At 35.7% G+C, this 23,158-nt stretch carries 21 protein-coding genes; all 21 read left to right on the top strand.

Going from position 1 to position 23,158, the window contains the following annotated elements; all coding sequences use genetic code 11:
• The first annotated feature begins 9 nt into the window (after nucleotides 1-9).
• Nucleotides 10-1,587 carry a flagellar hook-associated protein FlgK gene (gene flgK, locus CSV67_RS08240; RefSeq protein WP_099631120.1) on the top strand — a complete coding sequence of 526 codons (1,578 nt, stop codon included), beginning with the start codon at nucleotides 10-12 and terminating at the stop codon, nucleotides 1,585-1,587.
• Between the two features lie 16 nt (nucleotides 1,588-1,603).
• Nucleotides 1,604-2,509, top strand: a complete 906-nt coding sequence (gene flgL / locus CSV67_RS08235) for a flagellar hook-associated protein FlgL (RefSeq protein WP_099631119.1) — start codon at nucleotides 1,604-1,606, stop codon at nucleotides 2,507-2,509.
• A 65-nt stretch (nucleotides 2,510-2,574) separates the two neighbouring features.
• Nucleotides 2,575-3,126: a DUF6470 family protein gene (locus CSV67_RS08230; protein ID WP_099631118.1), complete on the top strand. Its 552-nt coding sequence runs from the start codon at nucleotides 2,575-2,577 to the stop codon at nucleotides 3,124-3,126.
• Between the two features lie 54 nt (nucleotides 3,127-3,180).
• Nucleotides 3,181-3,666 (top strand): flagellar assembly protein FliW, encoded by a 486-nt coding sequence (gene fliW / locus CSV67_RS08225; RefSeq protein WP_099631117.1) that lies wholly within the window; start codon nucleotides 3,181-3,183, stop codon nucleotides 3,664-3,666.
• 1 nt (nucleotide 3,667) lies between these two features.
• Nucleotides 3,668-3,889, top strand: coding sequence for a carbon storage regulator CsrA (gene csrA / locus CSV67_RS08220; RefSeq protein WP_099631116.1), 222 nt, complete (start codon nucleotides 3,668-3,670; stop codon nucleotides 3,887-3,889).
• Between the two features lie 190 nt (nucleotides 3,890-4,079).
• The gene (hag, locus tag CSV67_RS08215) at nucleotides 4,080-5,048 is read left to right on the top strand and encodes a flagellin Hag (protein ID WP_099631115.1); all 969 of its coding nucleotides are present in this window, start codon (nucleotides 4,080-4,082) and stop codon (nucleotides 5,046-5,048) included.
• Nucleotides 5,049-5,212: 164 nt separating this feature from the next.
• The gene (locus CSV67_RS08210) at nucleotides 5,213-5,815 is read left to right on the top strand and encodes a DUF8042 domain-containing protein (RefSeq protein ID WP_099631114.1); all 603 of its coding nucleotides are present in this window, start codon (nucleotides 5,213-5,215) and stop codon (nucleotides 5,813-5,815) included.
• 19 nt (nucleotides 5,816-5,834) lie between these two features.
• Nucleotides 5,835-6,800: a UDP-N-acetylglucosamine 4,6-dehydratase (inverting) gene (pseB, locus tag CSV67_RS08205; RefSeq protein WP_099631113.1), complete on the top strand. Its 966-nt coding sequence runs from the start codon at nucleotides 5,835-5,837 to the stop codon at nucleotides 6,798-6,800.
• 35 nt (nucleotides 6,801-6,835) lie between these two features.
• A complete protein-coding gene (locus CSV67_RS08200) occupies nucleotides 6,836-9,766 on the top strand; it encodes a motility associated factor glycosyltransferase family protein (RefSeq protein ID WP_099631112.1) in 2,931 nt (976 codons plus the stop codon).
• Nucleotides 9,767-9,776: 10 nt separating this feature from the next.
• Complete coding sequence (locus CSV67_RS08195; RefSeq protein WP_099631111.1) at nucleotides 9,777-10,805, top strand: TylF/MycF/NovP-related O-methyltransferase; 1,029 nt, start codon at nucleotides 9,777-9,779, stop codon at nucleotides 10,803-10,805.
• Nucleotides 10,806-10,832: 27 nt separating this feature from the next.
• Nucleotides 10,833-12,275 (top strand): CDP-glycerol glycerophosphotransferase family protein, encoded by a 1,443-nt coding sequence (locus CSV67_RS08190; RefSeq protein WP_099631110.1) that lies wholly within the window; start codon nucleotides 10,833-10,835, stop codon nucleotides 12,273-12,275.
• The gene (locus tag CSV67_RS08185) at nucleotides 12,268-14,628 is read left to right on the top strand and encodes an HAD hydrolase-like protein (protein WP_099631109.1); all 2,361 of its coding nucleotides are present in this window, start codon (nucleotides 12,268-12,270) and stop codon (nucleotides 14,626-14,628) included. The genes CSV67_RS08190 and CSV67_RS08185 overlap by 8 nt, the downstream gene beginning before the upstream one ends.
• Before the next feature lie 21 nt (nucleotides 14,629-14,649).
• Entirely contained in the window at nucleotides 14,650-15,036 is a 387-nt protein-coding gene (gene tagD / locus CSV67_RS08180; RefSeq protein ID WP_099631108.1) for a glycerol-3-phosphate cytidylyltransferase, read from the top strand.
• A gap of 11 nt (nucleotides 15,037-15,047) precedes the next feature.
• The gene (locus tag CSV67_RS08175) at nucleotides 15,048-16,397 is read left to right on the top strand and encodes a CDP-glycerol glycerophosphotransferase family protein (protein ID WP_099631107.1); all 1,350 of its coding nucleotides are present in this window, start codon (nucleotides 15,048-15,050) and stop codon (nucleotides 16,395-16,397) included.
• A 26-nt stretch (nucleotides 16,398-16,423) separates the two neighbouring features.
• Nucleotides 16,424-17,575: a glycosyltransferase gene (locus tag CSV67_RS08170; protein WP_099631106.1), complete on the top strand. Its 1,152-nt coding sequence runs from the start codon at nucleotides 16,424-16,426 to the stop codon at nucleotides 17,573-17,575.
• Nucleotides 17,576-17,589: 14 nt separating this feature from the next.
• Complete coding sequence (locus tag CSV67_RS08165) at nucleotides 17,590-18,531, top strand: ATP-grasp domain-containing protein (RefSeq protein WP_099631105.1); 942 nt, start codon at nucleotides 17,590-17,592, stop codon at nucleotides 18,529-18,531.
• Nucleotides 18,532-18,539: 8 nt separating this feature from the next.
• Nucleotides 18,540-19,220 (top strand): HAD family hydrolase, encoded by a 681-nt coding sequence (locus CSV67_RS08160; RefSeq protein WP_369803166.1) that lies wholly within the window; start codon nucleotides 18,540-18,542, stop codon nucleotides 19,218-19,220.
• On the top strand, nucleotides 19,217-19,942 hold the full coding sequence (locus CSV67_RS08155) for a cytidylyltransferase domain-containing protein (protein ID WP_099631103.1): 726 nt from the start codon (nucleotides 19,217-19,219) through the stop codon (nucleotides 19,940-19,942). The genes CSV67_RS08160 and CSV67_RS08155 overlap by 4 nt, the downstream gene beginning before the upstream one ends.
• Complete coding sequence (pseG, locus tag CSV67_RS08150; RefSeq protein ID WP_099631102.1) at nucleotides 19,939-20,916, top strand: UDP-2,4-diacetamido-2,4,6-trideoxy-beta-L-altropyranose hydrolase; 978 nt, start codon at nucleotides 19,939-19,941, stop codon at nucleotides 20,914-20,916. The genes CSV67_RS08155 and pseG overlap by 4 nt, the downstream gene beginning before the upstream one ends.
• Nucleotides 20,913-21,959: a pseudaminic acid synthase gene (gene pseI / locus CSV67_RS08145; protein WP_099631101.1), complete on the top strand. Its 1,047-nt coding sequence runs from the start codon at nucleotides 20,913-20,915 to the stop codon at nucleotides 21,957-21,959. Before pseG ends, pseI begins: the two co-directional genes overlap by 4 nt.
• Nucleotides 21,956-23,101: a UDP-4-amino-4,6-dideoxy-N-acetyl-beta-L-altrosamine transaminase gene (gene pseC / locus CSV67_RS08140; protein ID WP_099631100.1), complete on the top strand. Its 1,146-nt coding sequence runs from the start codon at nucleotides 21,956-21,958 to the stop codon at nucleotides 23,099-23,101. The genes pseI and pseC overlap by 4 nt, the downstream gene beginning before the upstream one ends.
• Nucleotides 23,102-23,158 lie beyond the last annotated feature (57 nt).

The following is a 23,158-nucleotide window of genomic DNA, read 5'->3' as shown; positions in this document are numbered from 1 at the left end:
GGACACAGTATGCGCTCGACATTCATGGGACTAGAAACTAGCAAACGCGGATTGTACACACAGCAATCCGCTCTTTATACGACAGGGCATAATATTGGGAACGCGAATACACCCGGTTACTCACGCCAGCGTGTGAATATGCAGGCTACGTCTGGTTTTCCAGGCGTTGGACTGAACGCGGGCACGGTTCCCGGATTTCTTGGGACAGGTGTAGAAGCAGGGAGCATTCAGCGAATTCGAGATTCATTTGTCGATCATCAGTTTCGTAGTGAATCGACGAAACTTGGGTACTGGGAATCGCGTACGAATGCCATTGCACAAATGGAAGACGCGATAGGCGAACCTTCAGAGTATGGTTTACAGCAATCGATGAGCGACTTTTGGCAATCATTGCAGACACTTGCGACGAGTCCCGAAAACGGCGGGGCGCGTGCAGTCGTTGTGGAGCGCGGGGTGGCGGTAGCTGACTCGTTTAACTATATTTATAAATCTGTTTCTGAAATTAAAGGGAATCTAGGCGACCAAATTGACTTTAGTACAAATGATATTAACTCGTTGCTAACTCAAATTGGAGAATTAAACAAACAAATCGCCAATGTGGAACCAAATGGCTACTTGCCAAACGATCTCTATGATACGCGTGACGGCTTACTGGACAAGTTGTCTAGTTACTTGCCGATTGAAACGAGTTATGAGAAATCGGGCGGACGTGCTCTTGCTATTGCGGAAGGTACTGTGACGATTAAAATTAAAACGAATGTTCCAGGAAAAACGATCACCGTAGTACAAAAAGACAAAGTCGCAGAACTCACTGTAGATGGCAATGACCCAAATCAACCGTTTCCTAATTTAATGACAGGCTTCACGTTTACAGGGGGACCGATTCAGAATCCTGCTGACGGTAAGCTGTCTGTTAACGATATGGTCAAAAGTGGCGAATTGAAATCACTTGTGGATTCGTATGGTTATATAGATTCTGGTGGTAAAGAAAAAGGTCTATACCCAGAGATGATGGAGAAACTGGATAGAATGGCGAATGAGTTTGCGAAAGCGTTTAATATTGTACATGAGGGCGGTACGAACTTAAAAGGAGAAAAAGGTAAACCATTCTTTATTTCTACGACTGGCGCAGCAGAATTTTCTGCTAGCACTATCGCAGTAAATAAAGACATTAGGACGGATCCTAATCAGCTGGCGGCATCTACTTCCGACCCGATCAGTACAGATCCAGATAACCCGAGTGGTAACGCCGAAATCGGTAACGGCCAAAACGCTAAAAAACTGGGTGATGTATTCTTTGCGAAGTTACCCGGACTAGACGGTTCAAGCGTTCAGGGCTACTACGCTCAAACGATTGGACAACTCGGAGTCGAAGGCCAGCAAGCAATCAAAATGACGGAAAGCTCAGGTGTTTTACTATTAGCGGTATCAAACCGCCGTGATTCCATCAGCTCGGTCTCACTCGATGAAGAAATGACCGACATGATCCGCTTCCAGCAAGCGTACAACGCATCTGCCCGCATGATTACGGTGATGGATGAAGCACTAGATAAAATCATCAACGGAATGGGTACCGTCGGCAGATAATTAAGGAGGAATCTTCATGCGTGTAACACAATCTATGTTATCTCAAAATATGCTGCGCAACTTATCTAGCAGCTATAATAATATGGGCAAACTACAAGAACAATTGAATACAGGCAAAAAAGTCAATCGTCCGTCCGATAATCCCGTCGTCGTCATGAAAGGTATGGGCTACGGTATGCAAGTGAACAAAGTGGAACAATACCAAAAAAATATGGGCGAAGTGAATAACTGGCTGGATAGTTCGGATGATGCGCTGGATGGGGTAGGACAAGTATTGCATCGGATGAAAGAACTGGCTACGAATGCTGCAAATACCGGTGCGATGACAGAGACAGACCGGAAAGCGATTGAAACAGAGATTGGCCAGCTCCGTGAACACTTGCAAGATGTTGCCAATACTAAAGTGGGAGACAAACACATATTCAGCGGAAGTATGACGGATAAACCTCTGTACAATAAAGAAAAGGATAAAGACGGAAAAATTATCGGTTACGAACAGGGACAATCATTTAAGAATAATGTAGAAATCGAAGTATTCGATGGCATAAACTTACGAGTCAGTACAGATGTCAGCAAGATGTTCCAGGACATCGATAAGATGCTCGAAGAAGTAAAAGATTTCACTGCAACCGGATCGTCCGATAAAGGAAGCTTCAGCAAAATGATCGGCGACATTGACAGTCAACTTGACGTTGTATTGTCCAAACGTGCGGACATCGGTGCCCGTTCCAATCGTGCGGAACTCATGCATAATCGCTTGGAAATGCAAGAAGGCGCTGCGAAAAAGCAGCGTTCTCAAAACGAAGATGTGGATTATGAAAAAACGATTACGGATTTGATTACATCAGAATCAATCCATCGTGCGACATTGTCAGTTGGCGCTAGAATTATGCAGCCTTCTTTAATGGATTTCCTACGCTAAAAGACGTGGCGGACACTAAGCAAGTGTCCGCTATTTTTATATAAGAAAGTATGGGAGTGATAATAGTGAACATTCCACAGCTTCAAATCCAAACGACACCAGCAAAGATTGATCTGAAAGTGACGAAACCTGTTCAAGAAATTCAGCAACCGAAAGCGACGCTGAGTATTGAACAACCAGCAGCCATTTTGGAAATGTCGACAACCCGACCGCAACTATCACTTGACACAACAGAGAATCGTGCAGATCTCGACTTGAAAAGTGTTTTTCGTCGAACAGCAGAAAATGCACAATACGGAATGCAAAAAGTACAAGAAGGAGCAGCTCGTCGCGCGCAAGAAGGCCAGCAACTCATGAAAATTGAGAACGGTTCAACGATAGCGGATATCGTGAAACAGAACACAGAGAAACCAATGGCCGAACTTCAAGTGAAATTCGTAGGGGACCGTACCAAAATCAAGATGAGTTTTTCTGAAGGGTCATTGGATATCAACGTAACTCCACAGAAACCGAAAATCGATGCGCAAATAAATAAACCGATCCACAATTACACACCCGGGAAAGTATCTGTGGAGATGCAACAGTATGGATCGATAGAGATTGATTGGAAGGTTTAATAAAAAGAACGGTGCGTAGTAAACTAACAAAATGTTGAAAAGGAGAGAAACCTAGTGACACCACAACTAAAAGAAATCGCAACAAAATTCCACGGTAAAATAGAAGTCAATTTAGCTAAAGCATGGCACTTCCCGAAAGGACTTCCCGGATTTGAAGAGGAAGTAGAATTCGTCATATTGCCGATCGGAGAGAATGAACAATTTCAAGTATTACAGTCTACGAAAGAAGCAGGTGTAGCATTTGTCGTAGCGAATCCATATAAAATTGTAGAAGAGTATGACTTTAAAATAGATGATCCAACAGTTGATTTACTGGAAGTGAAAAGTCCGGGAGATTTGATGGTACTCGGTATCGTCTTCATTAAAGAACCATTTGAAGATTCCACAATTAACTTACAAGCACCACTTCTATTCCAAACTGAAAATAGAAAAGCCAAACAAATGGTATTGAATGATAAGCGCTATCTTATCAAACATCCAATCGATGAAAAGAAATTGGCTGAAATGAAAGAAAAAACAACTAGCGGAAAGAGTGAATGATATGTTAGTACTCTCACGCAAAGCGGGCGATACGATTAAAATCGCAGACAATATAGAAGTGAAAATTTTGGAAGTGAAAGGCGATACAGTACGGGTAGGGATTGAAGCGCCTAAATCAGTGGATATTGTACGAGGTGAATTGATTCAGTCTATTAAAGAAACCAATACAGAGTCATTGACACTGGATATGGACTGGTACACGAATTTAAAAAATAAAAAGTGAATCTCAAGTCACTGGATCTCCATATTTTAAAGAAATAGAAAAAGATTTCAATAAACTACTAAACACTCTAGTCCCCTATCCGATATTAGTAGTGTAAGCGGCAGAGAGCGTCCGGCCGGCACTCAAAACCGTACTACAAATAAGGGACACAAGGACGTGTACCCAACAAACACTCAAGGAGGAAATTATTATGATTATCAATCACAACATGGCAGCGATGAACACCCACCGCCAACTAGGTTCAAATAACGCAGCAGCAGCTAACAACATCGAGAAACTATCTTCAGGTCTAAAGATCAATAAAGCAGGAGACGATGCAGCTGGGCTAGCAATCTCCGAGAAAATGCGTGGACAGATTCGCGGGTTAGATATGGCACAGAAGAACTCACAGGATGGAATCTCTATGATCCAAACTGCAGAGGGAGCACTGAATGAAACACATGACATTCTACAACGTATGCGTGAGCTGGCTACACAGGCAGCGAATGATACTAACGTTAAGTCTGACCGTGGAGAGATTCAAAAAGAACTTAACTCATTAACTTCTGAAATCAACCGTATTGCGAATACAACTGAGTTTAATACTCAGAAGTTGATGGATGGCAAAAATGGTGTTTCTGGAGATGAAAAATTCTCAGCTAATTTACAAATTGGTGCAAATAATGGTCAAGGAATGACAATTGAAATTCAAGATATGAGTGCAAAAGCTTTAGGTATTGCTGGTACTACTGGTGATGCTCATGCTGTTACAGGTACATCAGTAGCAGCGTTAACAAGTGGTGCAGCAGTTGGAGGCGCTAAATTTGCTGGGGCTAATGGAGTAACAAATGGTACAACAAATGCACCTACTGAAGCAGGATTAGACGTTTCTTCTCATGACCTAGCAACAAAAGCAATTGAAGCGATTGATCGCGCAATTGAAACTGTTTCTGCACAACGTTCCGACCTCGGATCATTCCAAAACCGTCTAGAGCATACAATCAACAACTTGGGAACTTCTTCCGAGAACTTGACTGCAGCTGAATCACGTATCAGAGACGTGGATATGGCCAAGGAAATGATGGACTTTACTAAGAATAATATTTTGACTCAAGCAGCACAAGCAATGCTTTCTCAAGCGAACCAGCAGCCGCAGGGCGTACTTCAATTATTACGTTAATCTGGTTGATAAAACACGATCCGACATAATTCGGTTCGTGTTTTTATATGGTCTAAAACACTTTAAACAAGGTAACTAACACTTTAGATTTTATATATTTAACCGATATAAGAACTATGAATATGATACACTTTACATAATTAATCTAACCGGAGGGGTTCTCCTTGAAATTAATATTTCATCAACAAACAATGGAAATCGACAACCAAGCGACAGCGGCAGAAATTGTCGAGAATATCAATAAATTAGTAGATGATGATTATTATTTTAGTCATTTTATCGCAGATGGTGTCGAGGTATTTGAAGACCATGAGAAGTTTTTAGACAATCGCCAAGAAAACACCGAACAACTTGAAATCATTGCGAAAACTGCGAAAGAATTTACCAATGATATCTTACTTTCAGTAGAAAACTATACCGCACAAGCAACGCCACTGTTAGAAACATTATCAAGTGAGTTCTATAACAATCCGAGTGGTCAAACATGGGAACAGTTTGCACAATTAATGGAAAGTCTTCAGTGGATCAATGGAGTCATTGAATTGCTTCGTAACCAAGAAGCAAAAGTAGCCAATTGGTCACAATATGAAGAAATTGTAGACAACATCCAACAAGAGCTTGAAAATTTAGAAGAAGCTGTGGAAAACGAGGATTTCGTATTAATTGGCGACATCATCCAATATGAAATTTCTCCAATTTTCGAAGCCCTTCATGATGCAAGTAAAACAACTATTGATACAGAAGGTACTAGACCGAACTTGAACTAGTGGATTGTGAGGAATAAGAATGTTGAAAAATAAAACAATACTTGTGACAGGTGGAACGGGATCATTCGGAAAAAAGTTCATCCGTCGTATATTAAAAGAAGATGTAAAGAAAGTGATTGTTTTCAGTCGCGATGAACTAAAACAATATGAAATGAAACAAGAATTTAGAGATCCACGCATTCGCTTCTTCATCGGGGATGTAAGGGACAAAGAGCGTCTGCATCGCGCATTTTATGGAGTGGATATCGTGATCCATGCGGCAGCAATGAAACATGTTGAAGCATGCGAATACAATCCGTTTGAAGCTGTGAAAACAAATATTTATGGTGCGCAAAATATTATTGAAGCAGCGATAGATCGCAATGTAAAACAAGTAATCGCGCTTAGTACAGATAAAGCTGCTGCACCTGTCAATCTATATGGAGCTACAAAATTAGCATCTGATAAGCTATTCGTAGCAGCAAATTCTTATGTGGGAGACAAACCTACACAGTTTTCGGTTGTGCGCTATGGGAATGTAGTCGGTAGTCGGGGGAGTGTCATCCCTTTCTTCAAAAAAATGAAGGAAACTGGTATTCTACCTGTTACAGATGAACGTATGACTAGATTTTGGCTAACTCTCGATCAAGGTGTTAAGTTCGTTTTAGATAGTTTGACACGTATGCATGGTGGGGAAATATTCGTACCTAAAATTCCAAGTATGAATATTATGGACTTAGCAAAAGCAATTGGACCTAACTGTGCAATTGAAATTGTCGGGATTCGGCCTGGTGAAAAACTGCATGAAGTAATGGTTACACAAGATGATGCTCGCCATACGATTGAGTACAATGAGTATTATGTTATTACGCCAGAGTTTGCATGGTGGGGAGATAAGTTAAAAGATGAACCAAGATTACGTGAGTCGTTTGAATACTCTAGTGAAACGAATACGCAATGGCTATCGGTAAAAGAATTGGAACAGATGGTAAATGAATTAGAATAGTATTTAAAACGACTAAAAGGTGGGATGTAATCTCCATGGAAGTGATACAACTTGAAACTAAAATAGGACTTCCTACGCTTCAAATTGAAAGAGATGGAAAAAAGACTTATATACATAGTAAATATGATCCTATAAAGGAAGCCTTACAAGTATTAGAAAGCCACAAACCGCAAATTGAACGACATCAGCATATCTTATTCTATGGTGTTGGACTAGGGTATCATATACGTGCTTTTATAGAACATTATCCTGAGAAATTATTATCTACATACGAGCCTGTTAAAGAAATTGCAAAAATTTGTGCAACCTCGACTACTCAAACAATGTTAGATCAAAGTAAGATTCGTCATATATTCATACAAGAAGAACCAATGGATGTGGAGGAACATCTTTACACATTATCAAATCATTCGAGACAGAATGTATTACTTATTATTTTACCCAGCTATGAAAGATTCTTAAAAGATGAAATACTTCAATTTATAGAAAGGTTTAAACAAGTTGCAAAGCAAACGAATCAAAATGTTATAGCATATGATGCTTTTTCTAAGAGATGGATGATAAACACATTAAAAAATCTACCATCCACGTTTGAAAATTCGAATTTTCTATTAGAACATGCAAATACTTTTAAAGACAAAACTGTTTTATTAGTAGCAGCTGGACCCTCGCTTGACGAGGAAATTGAAAATTTGCGTCATATTAAAAATTATGGACTGGCGTATATATTTGCTGTAGGGTCAGCAAACAAAGCACTTATTGCACAAGGAATCTATCCTGATGCTATTTTGACTTATGATCCGCAATCACATAATCATAAAGTATTTCAGTCAATCATTGATCAAAGAATAACAACAATTCCATTGATCTATGGTACGAGCGTAGGATATGAGACAATTAATCGTTATCCTGGGCCTAAATTTTATTTTGTTACATCACAAGATACAGTAACACAAAAATTTCACAGTAGCCGATTGCCAGTTATTAATGATGCATATTCTATTGCTATCGTGACATTGGAAATACTCTATTTTTTAGAAGTCAGTAAAATCATTTTAGTCGGCCAAAATTTTGCATTTAAAGATGAGTTGTTTTATTCAAAAGAAATCCAAAGATACGATAATATGAAATTGAAATTAACAGACTCAAGCGTTCAACAACAAGACTTAATTAACTCTTATTATGTAAAAGATGTTGATGGCCAAAACGTGTTAACTAATGTGAAATTTGATAGTATGCGCAAGCTAATGGAAGAATATATATTACAAAACACAAGAATACCCGTTTTCAATACAACACGAGATGGGGCGAATATAGAGGGAGCACCTTACATTCCCCTTATCCAAATAATAGAAAAACATCTTAATGACCAAACTATATCAAAAGAATGGTATACAAAAGGTGAAAAACAATCCATTACTAAGAAGTCAAAAGATGCTTTAAGAACCTTTGAGAAAAGCATAGATTCTTATCGCGAAGACGACAAAGCTTTAATTCAGCATTTTGGAGAGCATGAAAATAGGGGTGAACAATTAAGTAACAAACATCTTCTAAGGCTTTTTGAGAAGAATGATAAGCTTGTAAGAAAAATCACAAAAAATCCGATTTATCAGGTAATAATTCAACCAACAATTAGAAATCATTTCGAAAAGCTACAATTCGAAGCAGAGTTGTTGCGTAAAAAAGATTCTACGAATGAAAAATATATGAATGTTATAAAACTTTTCTCTACTTATTTTGATACTTGTCGTGAGGTCTATAGAGAGATTATACCTGTTTTAAAATCAGTTATTTTTCCTAAACTGACAAATTATAATTCTGAACAAATTGTTGATAATAATAAAATTTATTTAGAAGGTAATTGGAGAAAGAAAGTGCACTTTATTCAGGATATAGAAGATGCGCCACGTATTGTATATTCTAGTGCTCAAGAAACAAGTGATAAACATGCAAAATTATCTTTCCGGTTTCAAGGGACAACTCTTCGATTGTATGGCACGAATCATTCTGAAATACTATTAGAGTTAAAGGTGACCGTTGATAACAATGTTTATTATTTTAAGGTAAATGAATCAATCGTTGAGAAACAATACGGATCATTTATGCGGCAACAACTCTTTGAAATTGAAAAGTTAGAAGATTGTATACATGATATAAAAATTGAGATCATTTCAAGTAGTCCACATGTAATTTTTCAAAATTTAGAATTGGACAGAGGAAAAAATATCTTTCACATCAATGAAGTATTTAATTTTGAAGATTTAACTATCGGAAAATGTATTCGATGTTATACAAAAGATGATCTAAAAGAAGATCAGTTAGAGGTTTTCTTTACCGATGGACAAGACATGTCTATCCCTTTAAATGAATTAAAACAATTTTACATAACGAAAGTTTATATCAATCATAATAATAAAGAAAAGTTTATCTGTAACGATAATATTGGAGCAAATAATATAATGTTCAAGAAAGATACTCTTGAATATTATATTAAACTGAATAAGGTACCAAATATGAATTCAGATGATGAAGTGTTAGGAAGAGCAAAATGTAGTTCTTCTTATAAGAATGAGCAGCTAACTTGGTCAGCGTATAAGGCATTTAATAATGTGAGCAATAATCATTTTAATGCATGGGCAACAGAAAAAGGAAAAACAGTTGGTTGGATTGAGTTTGAGTTTGCCAAAAAAGAAAATATTAATATTTATACTTTAGTCTCACAGGGATTTTCTACATACTTTAACAGCGCTAAAAGAATGCCAAGTATATGGATATTTGAGGCTTTGGATGAAGTGGATGGGTGGATTACATTAGACAAACAAAAAAATGTTAATGATTATATAACTGGTATTAAAAAAGTATTTACTTTCGAAAACAAAAGTAGTTATAAAAGATATAGGTTGAATGTTCAAGACAATAATGGAGACCCTCATTTTTTATCAATAGGGAAAATCGAACTTTTATAAAGGAGTACAAATGAAGAAACTTAAAGTTATTATTTTTGGAACAAGTATTGGAAGTGAAATTTTAGAAGAGATTATTGATTTTACTAAAATTGATATTGTATGTTATTTGGATAATGATACGTCAAAGCAAGGTTCCACTTTGCGAGGAGTTACTATAATGAAACCAGATAGTATATCAGCTATAGATTTTGATTATATATTACTTGGAAGTAAAACTTTCTATGCTGAAATGACCAAACAATTAATATCACTAGGAATTGATAATAATAAAGTATTGAATCCTATAATATTACCCAAAATTAGAAAGGCAAAAGGATTAATCCAAGAAACTCACAAACAAAATAAAATAGCTAGTATAGTTAAGGAAGAATACTTTAGTAAATACTTTCAGGATTATGCAATAACTACTATGCAAGGAAAAAGTATTGATAGGAATAAATTGCTTTATGATTATCCTGATTACTTATTAAAAGGAATTGATTATGTTCGTATCTCAACAGTGGAGTTATTGTCTAAGGAGATTTTAGAAAGAGACATACCTGGAGAGATTGCAGAACTAGGAGTTTACAGGGGTGACTTTTCTAAATTAATTAGTAAGTTGTTTCCTTATAAAAAATTCTATTTATTCGATACTTTTGAAGGCTTTTCCGAAAAAGATGTGTATTTAGAAGGGAAAAGAAAACTTTCTATAGCGAAAACAGGTCATCTTGATGATACAAGTATAGATATAGTTATTAATAAGGTAACAAATAAGGAAAGAATAGTTGTGAAAAAGGGGTACTTTCCAGATACAACTGAAGGGTTAAAGAATGAAAGGTTTTCATTTGTAAGTATAGATGTAGATTTATATAAACCAACATACGAGGGGCTTTGTTATTTTTATGAACGCTTATCAAAGGGCGGATACATTATAGTACATGATTATAATTTCGATTTCTATAGTGGAGTAAAAGTAGCAGTTAGAGAATTTGCGGAGAAATATAATGTTAGCTATGTTCCTGTCAGTGACTATCATGGAAGTATAATTATTACTAAATGACTTGTTCAAAGGAGGAAGGATATATACATGGAAGTATTAGTTTTTGGTACAGGAAATAGTGCACAAACTTTTATTGAAAGTATCGAAAGTAAAAAGATCAGTATTTTGGGTTTTCTGGATAATGATAGCACTAAGCATTTTACAGAATTTAGAGGTGCAATAGTTTATCCTCCCGAGAAGGTAAATGATTTTAAATATGATTATATATTTATCGCAAGTCAATTTTCTAAAGAAATATTTGAGCAGTTAATAGAAATTGGTGTTTCCTTTGATAAAATAATACCATGTGATATTAATAATCATTTTAAAAGTATTAAATCAGAATATGAAATAGTGAAAAGGGAAATTTTTACACATAAAACAGAAAACAAAAAGTTTAAAATAGGCATCACCAATTATAACAACTCTAACAGTAATGGATATGCATTATTCAAGAATGCTCCTGAATTTATTAAAGAAAAATATGAAATATCTTTAATAAATAGTGAAAATCAAAAAGATTTGTCGAATAATGATGTAATTTGTTCATCGTTATTCGAAGGAATATATGATGGAAATCATATCAATATTGAAATGTGGCACGGATTCCCTCTTAAAAGAATAGGAGTTATGGATAGCTTAAATGTAAACAGTAATTTTTTGAATTATGTAGAAACTAGTACAAAAAACACACAGTTAGTGTTGTCGTATTCACAATTGTATACAACTTTTTTTAATAGCGCTTTTCCTACAAATATTAGTAAGTATAAGATTACTGGAATGCCACGTAATGATTTATTGTTTGAAGAAAATAATTTACAAAAACTCCAATTAGTAACTAAAAATAAAAAATTAAATAGATTCAATATAGTATTTTATTTGCCAACTTGGCGAAAAGGGAAAAATAAAAAGCGTGTTGATGCACAGAGGGAATGGAACACATTATTCGGATTTGAAAACGAGCACAGTAGTAAAGTTATAGAAATGGTGGAAAAAAATAATTTATTTCTAATTGTAAAGCTACATCCATATGAATATAAGTTCTATAAAGATTTAGAGTTATTCGAACATAATCAAATTTTCCTATTACCAGAAGATAAATTGTTAGAAGAGAATGTCCATTTATACGAGTTAATATCGGCTTCAAAGTTATTAATTACAGACTACTCCTCTATTTTCTTCGATACGCTATTATTAGATATGCCTATTATTTTTACTCCAACAGATCTAAAAGAATACAGACAAAACAAAGGATTTTTAATGGAACCTTATAATTATTTCACGCCTGGAAAAACAGTTTTATCACTTGCAGAATTAAGTAAAGAGATATCGAGAATATTGAATGGCGAAGATCAATTTGTAAAACAAAGACAGCTAATAAGAAATATTGTTTTTGAACAACCTGATAATAAATCAAGTTTTAGGGCTTGGAATGCAATTGATAAATATTTGGATTCTTTAACACATGAAGGGATAGATAACCTTGATTAGTGGACTATGGAAAAAAGATATTGCCTTATCAAAGATAGAGGTAGACTTAGAAAATTGTGAACTGTATAGCTTTGATATTTTTGACACATTATTATTTCGTGCTGTTAAGGAACCTAAAGATTTATTCTTGAAGGTTGGTAAAGAAGCTATTAATCGCGGATATCTTAGAAAAGGCATTAGTCCAATACAATTTAGTCACATTCGAACTATGACACAGAAAAACGCTAAAAAAAATAACATGGAAAATAAAAATGGCGAGTATACAATTCATGAGGTTTACAGCGGTTTACATAAAAACATAGGAGATAGCACGAAAATATTAGAACTAGAACTTGAACTAGAGAGAAAATTCACCTATTTAAACTATAGCATTTATTCTTTAATAAGTTACTTGAAAAATAATAACAAAAAAGTTATTTTAACTTCCGATATGTATTTAAATGATTCGGAATTAAAAGAGATACTTGTGGAATGTGGATTTGATCTTGAGCTGATTGAAGCTATTGAAGTTTCGTGTGTTTGTAATAAAAGCAAAGCACAAAGTAATTTATACGAACATCTATCAAAGAGGTATGGAGTTCCATACCATAAGATATTTCACATAGGTGATAACTATACATCTGATTATCTAAATGCAAAGAAATTCGGTATAAACGCCTTCCATTATAATATTCATGATAATCCTTATGCAAAAGGAATAGAATATGAGAATGTTTTTTTTTATGAGAATAATGCCTCTGAGTTATATACACTAAGAAAACAAGCAGCTAACTTAATTGCACATTTACCAGAAGAAGAACGTTTTCATTTTGTTTTTGGAGCTACAATTCTTGGACCTTTCTTAACCTTTTTCACAGAATGGGTGTTGGATACTTTAGAAGAATTAAAAATCAAGAACTTGTATCCTTTCATGAGTGAGGCGGTCTTCTTTGAGAAGATGTTACAAAAGGCTTTGAAAGCGCGAAAGAGTCATATCAGTTTTAAAAAAATGTATGTCTCTAGAGTTTCGACTTTTTTGGCAGGTATAGAGAATTTTAATCAGGAGTTCTTAGAGAAGCTTTTATTTGAAAGACGGAACTTCCTATTAGATAGTTTATTTGAACAGTTTGAGCTAAGTTTACCTAAGGGTAATCCTGTAGGTGAACTTACAAAGAAAAAAATAGCATCTTTATCAGATAAAGAAATTCAAATGTTAAAAGACTTTTTATTTGATGAAGCTCAGATCAAACAAATTAAAAGTAATATCTCGCAAAGAAAAGAAATACTTTTAAAATATTTAAAAGAAAACTTTGATCTTGAGAACTTTTCTACTTTAGATATAGGATATCAAGGTAGCTCTGCAAGTAACTTAGAGTTTTTATTAAGACAAAGTGGCTATTATAATTATGAAGCAATCCACTTTTTAGCAATAGCGATTAATCGAGTCGCAATCAATTTATCTAAAGGAATAAAATTTAATAGCTTTATTCAACAGGAAAACAGAGACTCAGAAACTGTCATTCAGTCCGTATATAAATACTGTCATATGATCGAAACAATTATTCATAATAATGTCCTTAGTACTGTGACCTATAAGAAAAATAGAAATGAAGTATATCCTGTATTTGAGGAGAAATATGACAGTGAGACTGCTATTGCAAAAAAAGATGTCATTCAAGAAGGAATTCTTTTTTTTCAAACATTGACTTTAGAACAATTTAAGATGAAAAAAACATTAGTACACCAAAATATAAATCATCCTTTAGAATTACTTAAAATAGTTAATAGAGTATTTGAATTACCAACCTTATTAGAAGCGAAAGAATTGGGTAGCTTATTTCATAAAAATGGATTTCTTGAGAAGAATCGATATCAATTTATCTCTAATGAAGAATTATCTAGGTATTCAATTAGAGAACTAACTGAAGTTGTTGAACAACCTGAAGACGTATATTGGTTAAACGGCTTAATAACGTTAAAAGATCCTCAATATTTATTAAAAAAGAAACTCAATGAAAATAGATTGAGTATTGCAGGGGCCAATTACAGAAACTCAATAAAATTAGTGCAGCAAGTATTAGATGAAAATCCAACCTCTGTTTGTATATATGGAGCAGGTGAGGCTGGCAGGGTAGTCGCATCTTTATTAAGGCTTTTTGACATTAAAATCAATTGTTTTGTTGACGGTAATAAATTGCTTCATGGTTTGGTGCTAAATGATATAGAGATTATTAGTTTAGATGAGGTGTTGGAAAGAGAAGAAACTAAATTTGTAGTAGGTTCTTTCTCTTTTGTAGAAGAAATTAAGAATAACATCCTTACAAAAACAAAAAAAATAGGCAAGAATGTTGAGATTTTTTCATTAGAGAAATGAACTATAAAATAAGGTGAATATATGAGGAAAATTATAACGTACGGTACGTTCGATTTATTGCATGAAGGACATATCCGCTTATTGAAACGAGCAAAAGCTTTAGGAGACCACTTGACAGTGGCTCTTTCAACCGATGAATTTAATGAGATCAAGCATAAACATGCCTATCATAGCTATGAAAAAAGAAAGTATATTCTTGAAGCAATCCGTTATGTCGACAAAGTAATTCCAGAAATAAGTTGGGAACAAAAAAGTAAAGATGTGATTAGTGAAGAAATTGATGTTTTTGTGATAGGAGACGACTGGAAAGGTGAATTCGACTTTTTGAGAAATTATTGTGATGTGGTCTACTTACCTAGAACAAAAAATATTTCCTCCACTAAGATTAAGAAAGATTTAGGAAAGTAGGATAGTAAAATTTGAAGAAGATTGGTTTATTTTGTTCGACAATATTTCATTTTTATCTATACGAAAATATAGTGAAATTTAATTCCCAAAATGACTTTATTTTCATCACACCTGTTTTTGACGTTAAATCGGTGGAAAATGAAATAACAACTTTCATTGAAAAGCAAGGATTTACTCTTGTTCAAGAGGATGAAGTAATTAGTAATAATTTTTGGATTGACCTTTTAATCAGTCCTTATTGGAGACCTTCTTTTGAATTGTACTCAGTACAAATCCAGATGGTTAGGGTAATGTATGGATATGCAAAGGATAATTGGAATTATGCTGATTGGAATGAGAATTATGATTTAATATTAGGTTATGGTCCTTATGCGCAACGTAATTTATCTAATTACAATTGTATTTCGGTTGGCAATCCACGTTATATGCCAACTGAAAAAAAAGAAGAAGTGCTTATAGATTCATGTGGTAGGAATATTTCTTATTACATAAATTCATCAAAGCCAACTATACTCTTTGCACCCACTTGGGGAGAGTTAAGTAGTCATGACAGTATTGCGCCTTATTTCCTTAGGTTAAGTAAAAGCTATAATCTAATTATTAAGGCGCATCATTTATTGAAGTTGGAAGAGAGACAAGATTTTGTTCAGTTAGTAAAGGAATTCAAAATATTTTATTGTAATGAACGCATAGATATTTTTTCATTAATTCCGTACACTGATATATTAATAAGTGATTATAGCGGAGCAATTTTTGATGGTGTATTGGCTGGGGTTCCGGTAGCCCTATTAAACAATCAAAAACACTCAGAAATAAGTAGTGGATTGGAAAGTATAGTAAGAGCAATTTTAAAAGTTATTTCATTGAATGATTTAATATCTTGTAAACAAGATATTAACAATGTATTAAATGATACAACATATATTGAAAAGATTGAATTTCTTCAGAGACAACTATTTTCTAACGTTGGACAGCCTTTGAAGATGATGGAGAACATTCAAGAATCACTAAGTAATGGATGTGAGACATCTAGAAAAAAGTTGAAAGTTAACAAACGAAAGGTACTCATGAACTTGTTAAAAAACAAGGTTCAAAATATTGTAATATGTGGTGGAGGAGAATACGGTAGAAGCCTAGTATTATTATTGCAGAAATATGGAGTGACTATTGATTTTATTATTGATAATTTTATAAAAGAATCAAATTGGAATGGAATCCCCATTCTAAATGAAGAAAAATTTATGAGAAATGAATTGAATCCTTGCAGTAATTATATCATTGCTACAAGGAGTGCAACTTCCCATTTTACAGATATGCTTGTAAAACAGGACATTCCTCAGCAAAGAATAATAATGATATAAATTTATTGGGATAGGAGAATTATACGGTGCCTTTAGTTTCAGTTATAATGCCAGTATATAATTCGGAGAAGTATGTTGAAGAAGCTATTCATAGTGTTTTTCAGCAAACGTACACTCGTATTGAATTAATAGTTATTAACGATGGGTCTACTGATAAGTCGGCCGAAATAATTCAACAATCATTACTTAATACGCCACCTGGAATGGAAACTTTTATTTATCATCAAAAAAATCAAGGACCCTCTGTTGCACGAAACTTAGGTATAGGAAAATCTAAAGGGCGGTATATTGCTTTTTTGGATGCAGATGATCTATATGAGAAAAATAAAATTAAACATCAAATTGAAGTTTTCAAAAATAACCCAAATATTGACGTAGTTTATAATGATGTTAAAATTATTAATTCTGAAGGTGCATATATTAATTTTATGAAGGCAATTGGGAAATTTTCTACGAAAGAAAATTTGTTGGCCAATATGATTTTCCGTCAATTAATACCTGCTCCTGCAAGTATGATGTTGAGGCGCCATTGTTTTAATATCGTTATGTATAATCCTGAAATTATCCACTCTGAAGACTATGATTTTACACTACGCGTAGCACAGAACTTTAACTTGGAATACGTGTGTGGTCATGAATATATATGTCGCAGGCATGCAAGCAACTTATCAAACAATATTGAAGCACAACAGAATTCTGAGAAAAAAATTATACAAAATCTTGGAATCAAATATATCGAACGTATACTTGAAGGGACAACTTATGAACATGTGGCGAGGGAATTATTATTCGCAAAAATTATGATCAAAATTGACGAATTAGATTATGCCGAAGAAATATTAATGAATTTAAATAAAAAAGTGAAGCAACCTTTATTAAGTTTTTATTTAGGTAATATAGCCTTTATTAAAAAGGAATTAGAAATTGCGTTAATTTTTTTTATTGAAACTGTTGAGCTTGATAATAAAAGAGCTGAAGCTTTTAATAATTTAGGTTGTACTTATAGACTATTAAAAAATGAACAGGCAGCAATAGAGAACTTCACTAAAGCAATTTATATTAAAGCAGATTATCTTGATGCCCAAAAAAACCTTTTAGAGTCTGACGCACTTTATTTTACCAAGAGAGAATTAAGAGAAGAGCTATTAACATATCTTTCTCCATTTTTAAAAGTATAGAAAGGAAGACTGTTGTGAATGTATTAGTCACTAGCATTTCCAAGAAAGTTCCTTTAATTGAGAAAGTGAAAGATGCTGCAACAAGGGATAAGTCGAATTTCAAGGTTTACGTTGGCGATACATTTGCGGATTGCATTGGTCGTTACTTTTCAGATGCTTTTTGGAAAATGCCGCTTTTAGAAAACCTACATATACAAGAACTCATCAAGTATTGTAAAGAGCACAATATAAAAGTAATTTTTCCCAGTCGCGAAGGTGAATTAACTTATTTTTCTGAACGCAAAGAATATCTAAAGATGAATAATATCTATGTAATGGTTTCTGAATTGGACGGTTTAAACCGAACACAAGACAAACTTGAGTTTTATAATTTCCTGATCGAGAAAAAATATCCAGTAATTAAAACGAGATTGTGTATTGATGAAAAAGATACTGGATTTTACGTTGTTAAAGATCGTTTTGGCACAGGTTCACTTAACTTACATTTAAATGTAACAAGTGTTGAAGCGATAAGGGTTGCAAAGCAGTTGAGACAACCTATTTTTCAACCATATATTGTTGGGACAGAATATAGCATAGATGTGTATGTAGATACATTTGGTAAAAGTAAAGGTGCAATTGTAAGAGAACGTGTACTTGTTGTAAACGGTGAATCGCAAATTACTAAAACCATTCAGTATAAAGAACTAGAATCACTTGCAATGGGGTTAGCTGAAGTTTTGGGGTTATATGGTCATGTCATGTTTCAAATAATCGTAGATTCGAATGGAAATCCACATATTATTGAATGCAATCCACGATTTGGCGGTGCATCTACTTTAAGTATTGAAGCTGGTCTAGATAGTTTTTATTGGTTTTTGTTAGAGGCGCAAGGTGAGTCTTTAGAGAAATATCCATTTATTCGAGCTAATAAAGAACTCACACAAATCCGTTATCCAAAGGATCTGATATTTTGAAAATAATTGTGTTTGACATGGATGATACTTTATACGATGAATATACCTATGTTCGAAGTGGCTTCTTAGAAGTCGCTTCTTTCTTATCCGATCAGTTAAGTGAAGAACAAGAAGTTTTGTTTACCTGGATGTGGAACCGTCTTCATACCACTGGAAGGGGTACCATTTTTGATGATGTACTCAAGGAGTTTAATAATTACTCAGCCTTGTTAGTTAAAAATTGTGTAACGATTTATCGTCAACATATACCTAATATATTCTTGCCACAAGAAACTATCAACTGCTTAGAACAACTTAAAAACTTTACTCTATACCTTGTGACGGATGGTGATAAAGTTGTTCAACATAATAAAGCGCAAGTTCTTGATTTATATGATCGTATGGAACATTGCTATATTACTCATTGTTATGGCATAGAAAACGCTAAACCTTCTCCGTATTGCTTTCTAGATTTATTGAAAAAAGAATCAGTGGAGTCTGATGATGTAGTATATATAGGAGATAATCCGATCAAAGATTTTGTGGGGATTAAACCTTTTGGATTTCAAACCATTCGAATAATGACTGGCCAACATAAAGACATTGAGATGCCTATTGAATACGAGGCCGATCACCGTATATCCTTGCTAAATGAATTACCATCTAAACTAGAAGAAATATGGCCAGAAGTGAAAGGGATGTTTTTATGAAAACTATAATCATCATCCAAGCGCGCATGGGATCTACGCGATTGCCTGGGAAGATTTTAAAACCACTAGGATCGACGGATGTGCTTACATATGTGACCTCACGTTGCAAGAAGATTCAAGGAGTGGATGAAGTCATTGTTGCAACTTCCACTTTACCGCAAGATGATGCAGTGGAGGCCTGGTGTCAAGAGCATACTATCACGTGTTTGCGTGGTTCTGAAGAGGATGTATTGGATCGTTACGTACAATGCGCACGTGCGTATACACCAGATTATGTTATGCGCGTGACGGCTGATTGTCCATTTGTAGATTACGAGTTAGCAAGTTGTGTAGTTGCATCGATGGCTGAGCAACGAAAAGATGTGATGCGTTTAGCAGGTACTATGCCTAGAGGATTAGCCGTGGAAATGATTTCGTATGATGCACTTTTGCAGATTCATGAGATTGGACAAGAGCCGCGTCATCGAGAGCATGTGACATATTATGCCTATGAGCACGCAGAGGAATTTCAGTTCGCGGAGTATACAGTGCCTAGCGATCGTTTACATCCAGAGTTGCGAATTACACTCGATACAAAAGAAGACTATGCACTTTGTGTAGCAGTTGCGGAGTATTTTACTGATGAGTTAGTGTCGAGTGTGGATGTGGTTCAGTTTTTATTGGATCATCCAGAAGTAGCTACGTTAAATGCACATATCGAACAGAAGCCGGTGGACGAATGAAGAGCGTATTGATTCGAACGGATGCGTCGGTTGCTATGGGTATTGGACACGTGATGCGTTGTTTGACGGTTGCGGAGTTATTACGGGATCATGGGTGCGAAGTAACGTTTATGATGGGGCAATTGCCAGGAAATTTGATAGAGTTTGTGAAAGCTAAAGGATTCTTGGTTGTGCAAAAAATCCAGCCGGCAGATGTTTGTATTATTGACCATTATGGGATAGATGAAGCGTGGGAACGATCGATTCGTGCCGAAGTGAAGAAGATTGTAGTCATTGATGATTTGGCGAATCGCCGCCACGATTGTGATGTGTTGATTGATCAAAATATGGTACCTAATTTTGAAAGCCGTTATGATTCACTTGTTCCTGACCATTGTCAGAGAGTGCTTGGATCTACGTATTTGATCATGCGCGAGGAATTTATACGTGAAAGACAAAGTATTAGAGTACGTGATGGACAAGTGGGAAATTTACTGATTTTCATGGGGGGCAGTGATCCGACGAATGAGACGATGAAAGTGCTGGATGCTTTGGTTGGTTCAAAGTTCAGTAAAGTAGATGTTGTAGTAGGAGCATCGAATGTAAGGAAGCAGGAGATTGAAGTGATGTGTGCAGATGCCGGCTATGCATTTCATTGTCAGATTGATTATCTAGCTAGTTTGATGGGAAAGGCCGATTTTTCTATTGGTGCCGGCGGAAGTACGACATGGGAGCGGTGTTATGTTGGTTTGCCTTCGTCAAGTACGGTTGTGGCAGATAATCAATTAATTGCGACGGAGACAGCTGCCGGTCTTGGTGCAGTGTGGAATCTTGGTTGGCATGAAGAAGTGACGGTCGATACATATAAAGAACTTATTCAATCATTGCGTGTGAAACAGTATGAGTGGAAGCGTATGAGCAAGCGAGGAATAAAGTTGACGGAAAGTTCACGACTGAATCCGTGGATAGATTATATACTGGAGTTGATGGAATGATACATATAGCAGGTCGTGAAATTGGAGTACAGGCAAAACCGTTCATTATCGCGGAGATGTCTGGAAATCATAATCAATCATTGGAACGTGCGTTGCATCTTGTGGATTTGGCGGCTGAAGCAGGAGTGGATGCGGTGAAGTTGCAAACGTACACACCCGACACGATGACACTCGATATACATACAGGTGAGTTCTTCATCGAGAGCGATACGAATTTATGGAAGGGTCAATCGCTGTATAGTTTGTATCAGGAAGCGTATACCCCGTGGGGGTGGCATGAAGCCATTTTTGCTCGTTGTAAAGAACATGGCATTCTAGGATTCAGTTCTCCTTTTGATGAGATAGCAGTTGATTTCCTAGAGACGTTGGATGTGCCAGCCTATAAGATTGCTTCTTTCGAAAACGTCGATTTGCCATTGATACGAAAAGTAGCCGCAACAGGGAAGCCAATCATTGTTTCAACAGGCATGGCGAGTGTGGCGGAGCTGGATGAAATGGTTCAAGCTGTTAGCTCACAAGGCAATGAACAATTGATTTTATTGAAATGTACGAGTACGTATCCTGCGACACCTGCAAACTCGAATTTGCTGACGATTCCACATCTGCAACAGTTATTCAGAACAGAGGTTGGTTTATCGGATCATACGATGGGCGTAGGAACATCGATTGCCGCAGTTGCGTTAGGGGCTTCTGTTATTGAAAAGCATTTCACTACATCACGTGAAGACGGTGGCGTAGATGCAGCGTTTTCGATGGAGCCGCATGAGTTAAAGTTGCTTGTAGAAGAGTCTGAACGCGCTTGGCAAAGTATGGGGAAGATACAATATGGGCCTACAGATGCAGAAGTGCCTTCATTGGAACATCGACGTTCGTTGTATATTGGGGAAGATTTGCGAGCGGGTGATGTGTTGACTACTGATAATGTGCGTATTATTCGACCAGGCCATGGTTTAGCCCCAAAGTATTTGGATTTGGTAGTAGGGAAAACGATTAAAGTGGATGTTGTGAAAGGCACACCACTTAGTTGGGAGTTGCTGTTATGAAAAAGCGAGAGAACTTCTTATCCTATGGTAAACAATCAGTAGATGAAATGGACATTGCGGCTGTAGTGGAAACATTACAGTCGCCTTTTTTAACACAAGGGCCGAGAGTAGAGGAATTCGAACATGCAGTAGCTAATTATGTTGGTGCCAAATATGCAGTTGCGTTTGCAAATGGTACAGCTGCATTACACGGAGCTTGCTATGCGGCTGGTATTGGTGAGGGTGATGAGGTTATTACGACCCCGATTACGTTTGCTGCTACATCCAATGCAGTGCTCTACTGTGGTGGAACGCCGATCTTTGCTGATATAGATGAGAACACATATAATTTGGATCCGCATGAAGTTCGCAAAAAAATCACGTCTAAAACAAAAGCCATTATGCCAGTAGATTTTACAGGTCAGCCTGTAGAGTTGGATCTATTCATGGATATAGCCGAAGAGAATGAATTAGTGATTATTGAAGATGGAGCGCATTCACTAGGTGCCTCTTATAAAGGCTGTAGGGTAGGATCACAAGCCCAGATGACGATGTTTAGCTTCCACCCAGTTAAACCGATTACAACAGGTGAAGGTGGTATCATCACAACAAATTCTGAAGTGTATTATGAAAAGCTGAAATTATTTAGAAGTCATGGAATTAGTAAAACACCCTACTCGATGGAACAGGGGGACTGGTATTATGAAATGACTGAACTAGGCTTTAATTACCGGATGAATGATATACAGGCTGCACTTGGTTTATCACAATTGAACAAGTTGAATCAATTTGTCGAACGCAGACGTGAAATTGCTGGACTTTACAATGAAAAGCTAGCGAATATTTCAGGAATTATCCTACCGAAGCAATTAGAAGATACAGAATCAGGATGGCATTTGTATATGATTCAATTGGATGAACAGATTGTTTGTAAATCCAGAAGGCAAGTTTTTGATGAAATGCGTAATGCAAATATAGGCGTACATGTGCATTATATTCCTGTGTACTGGCATCCTTACTATCGTGATTTAGGGTATGAAAAGGGTCAATGTCCTGTCGCAGAAGAATTGTATGAGCGTGCATTAACATTGCCTGTATTTCCTGAGATGACTGAAGTGGATGTTGAATTTGTTGTCTGTGCGTTAAAACAAGCTATAACTTAAGAACGAATCTAAGATATCTTTACGTTTTTTGAAATAAGGCTGGACTTGAATGAAGAA

This window comes from Sporosarcina sp. P2, from assembly GCF_002743255.1.
Classification (GTDB): domain Bacteria; phylum Bacillota; class Bacilli; order Bacillales_A; family Planococcaceae; genus Sporosarcina.
Note: the sequence above shows the minus strand (reverse complement) of the source record. Positions and strands in the feature narration are given on the sequence as shown.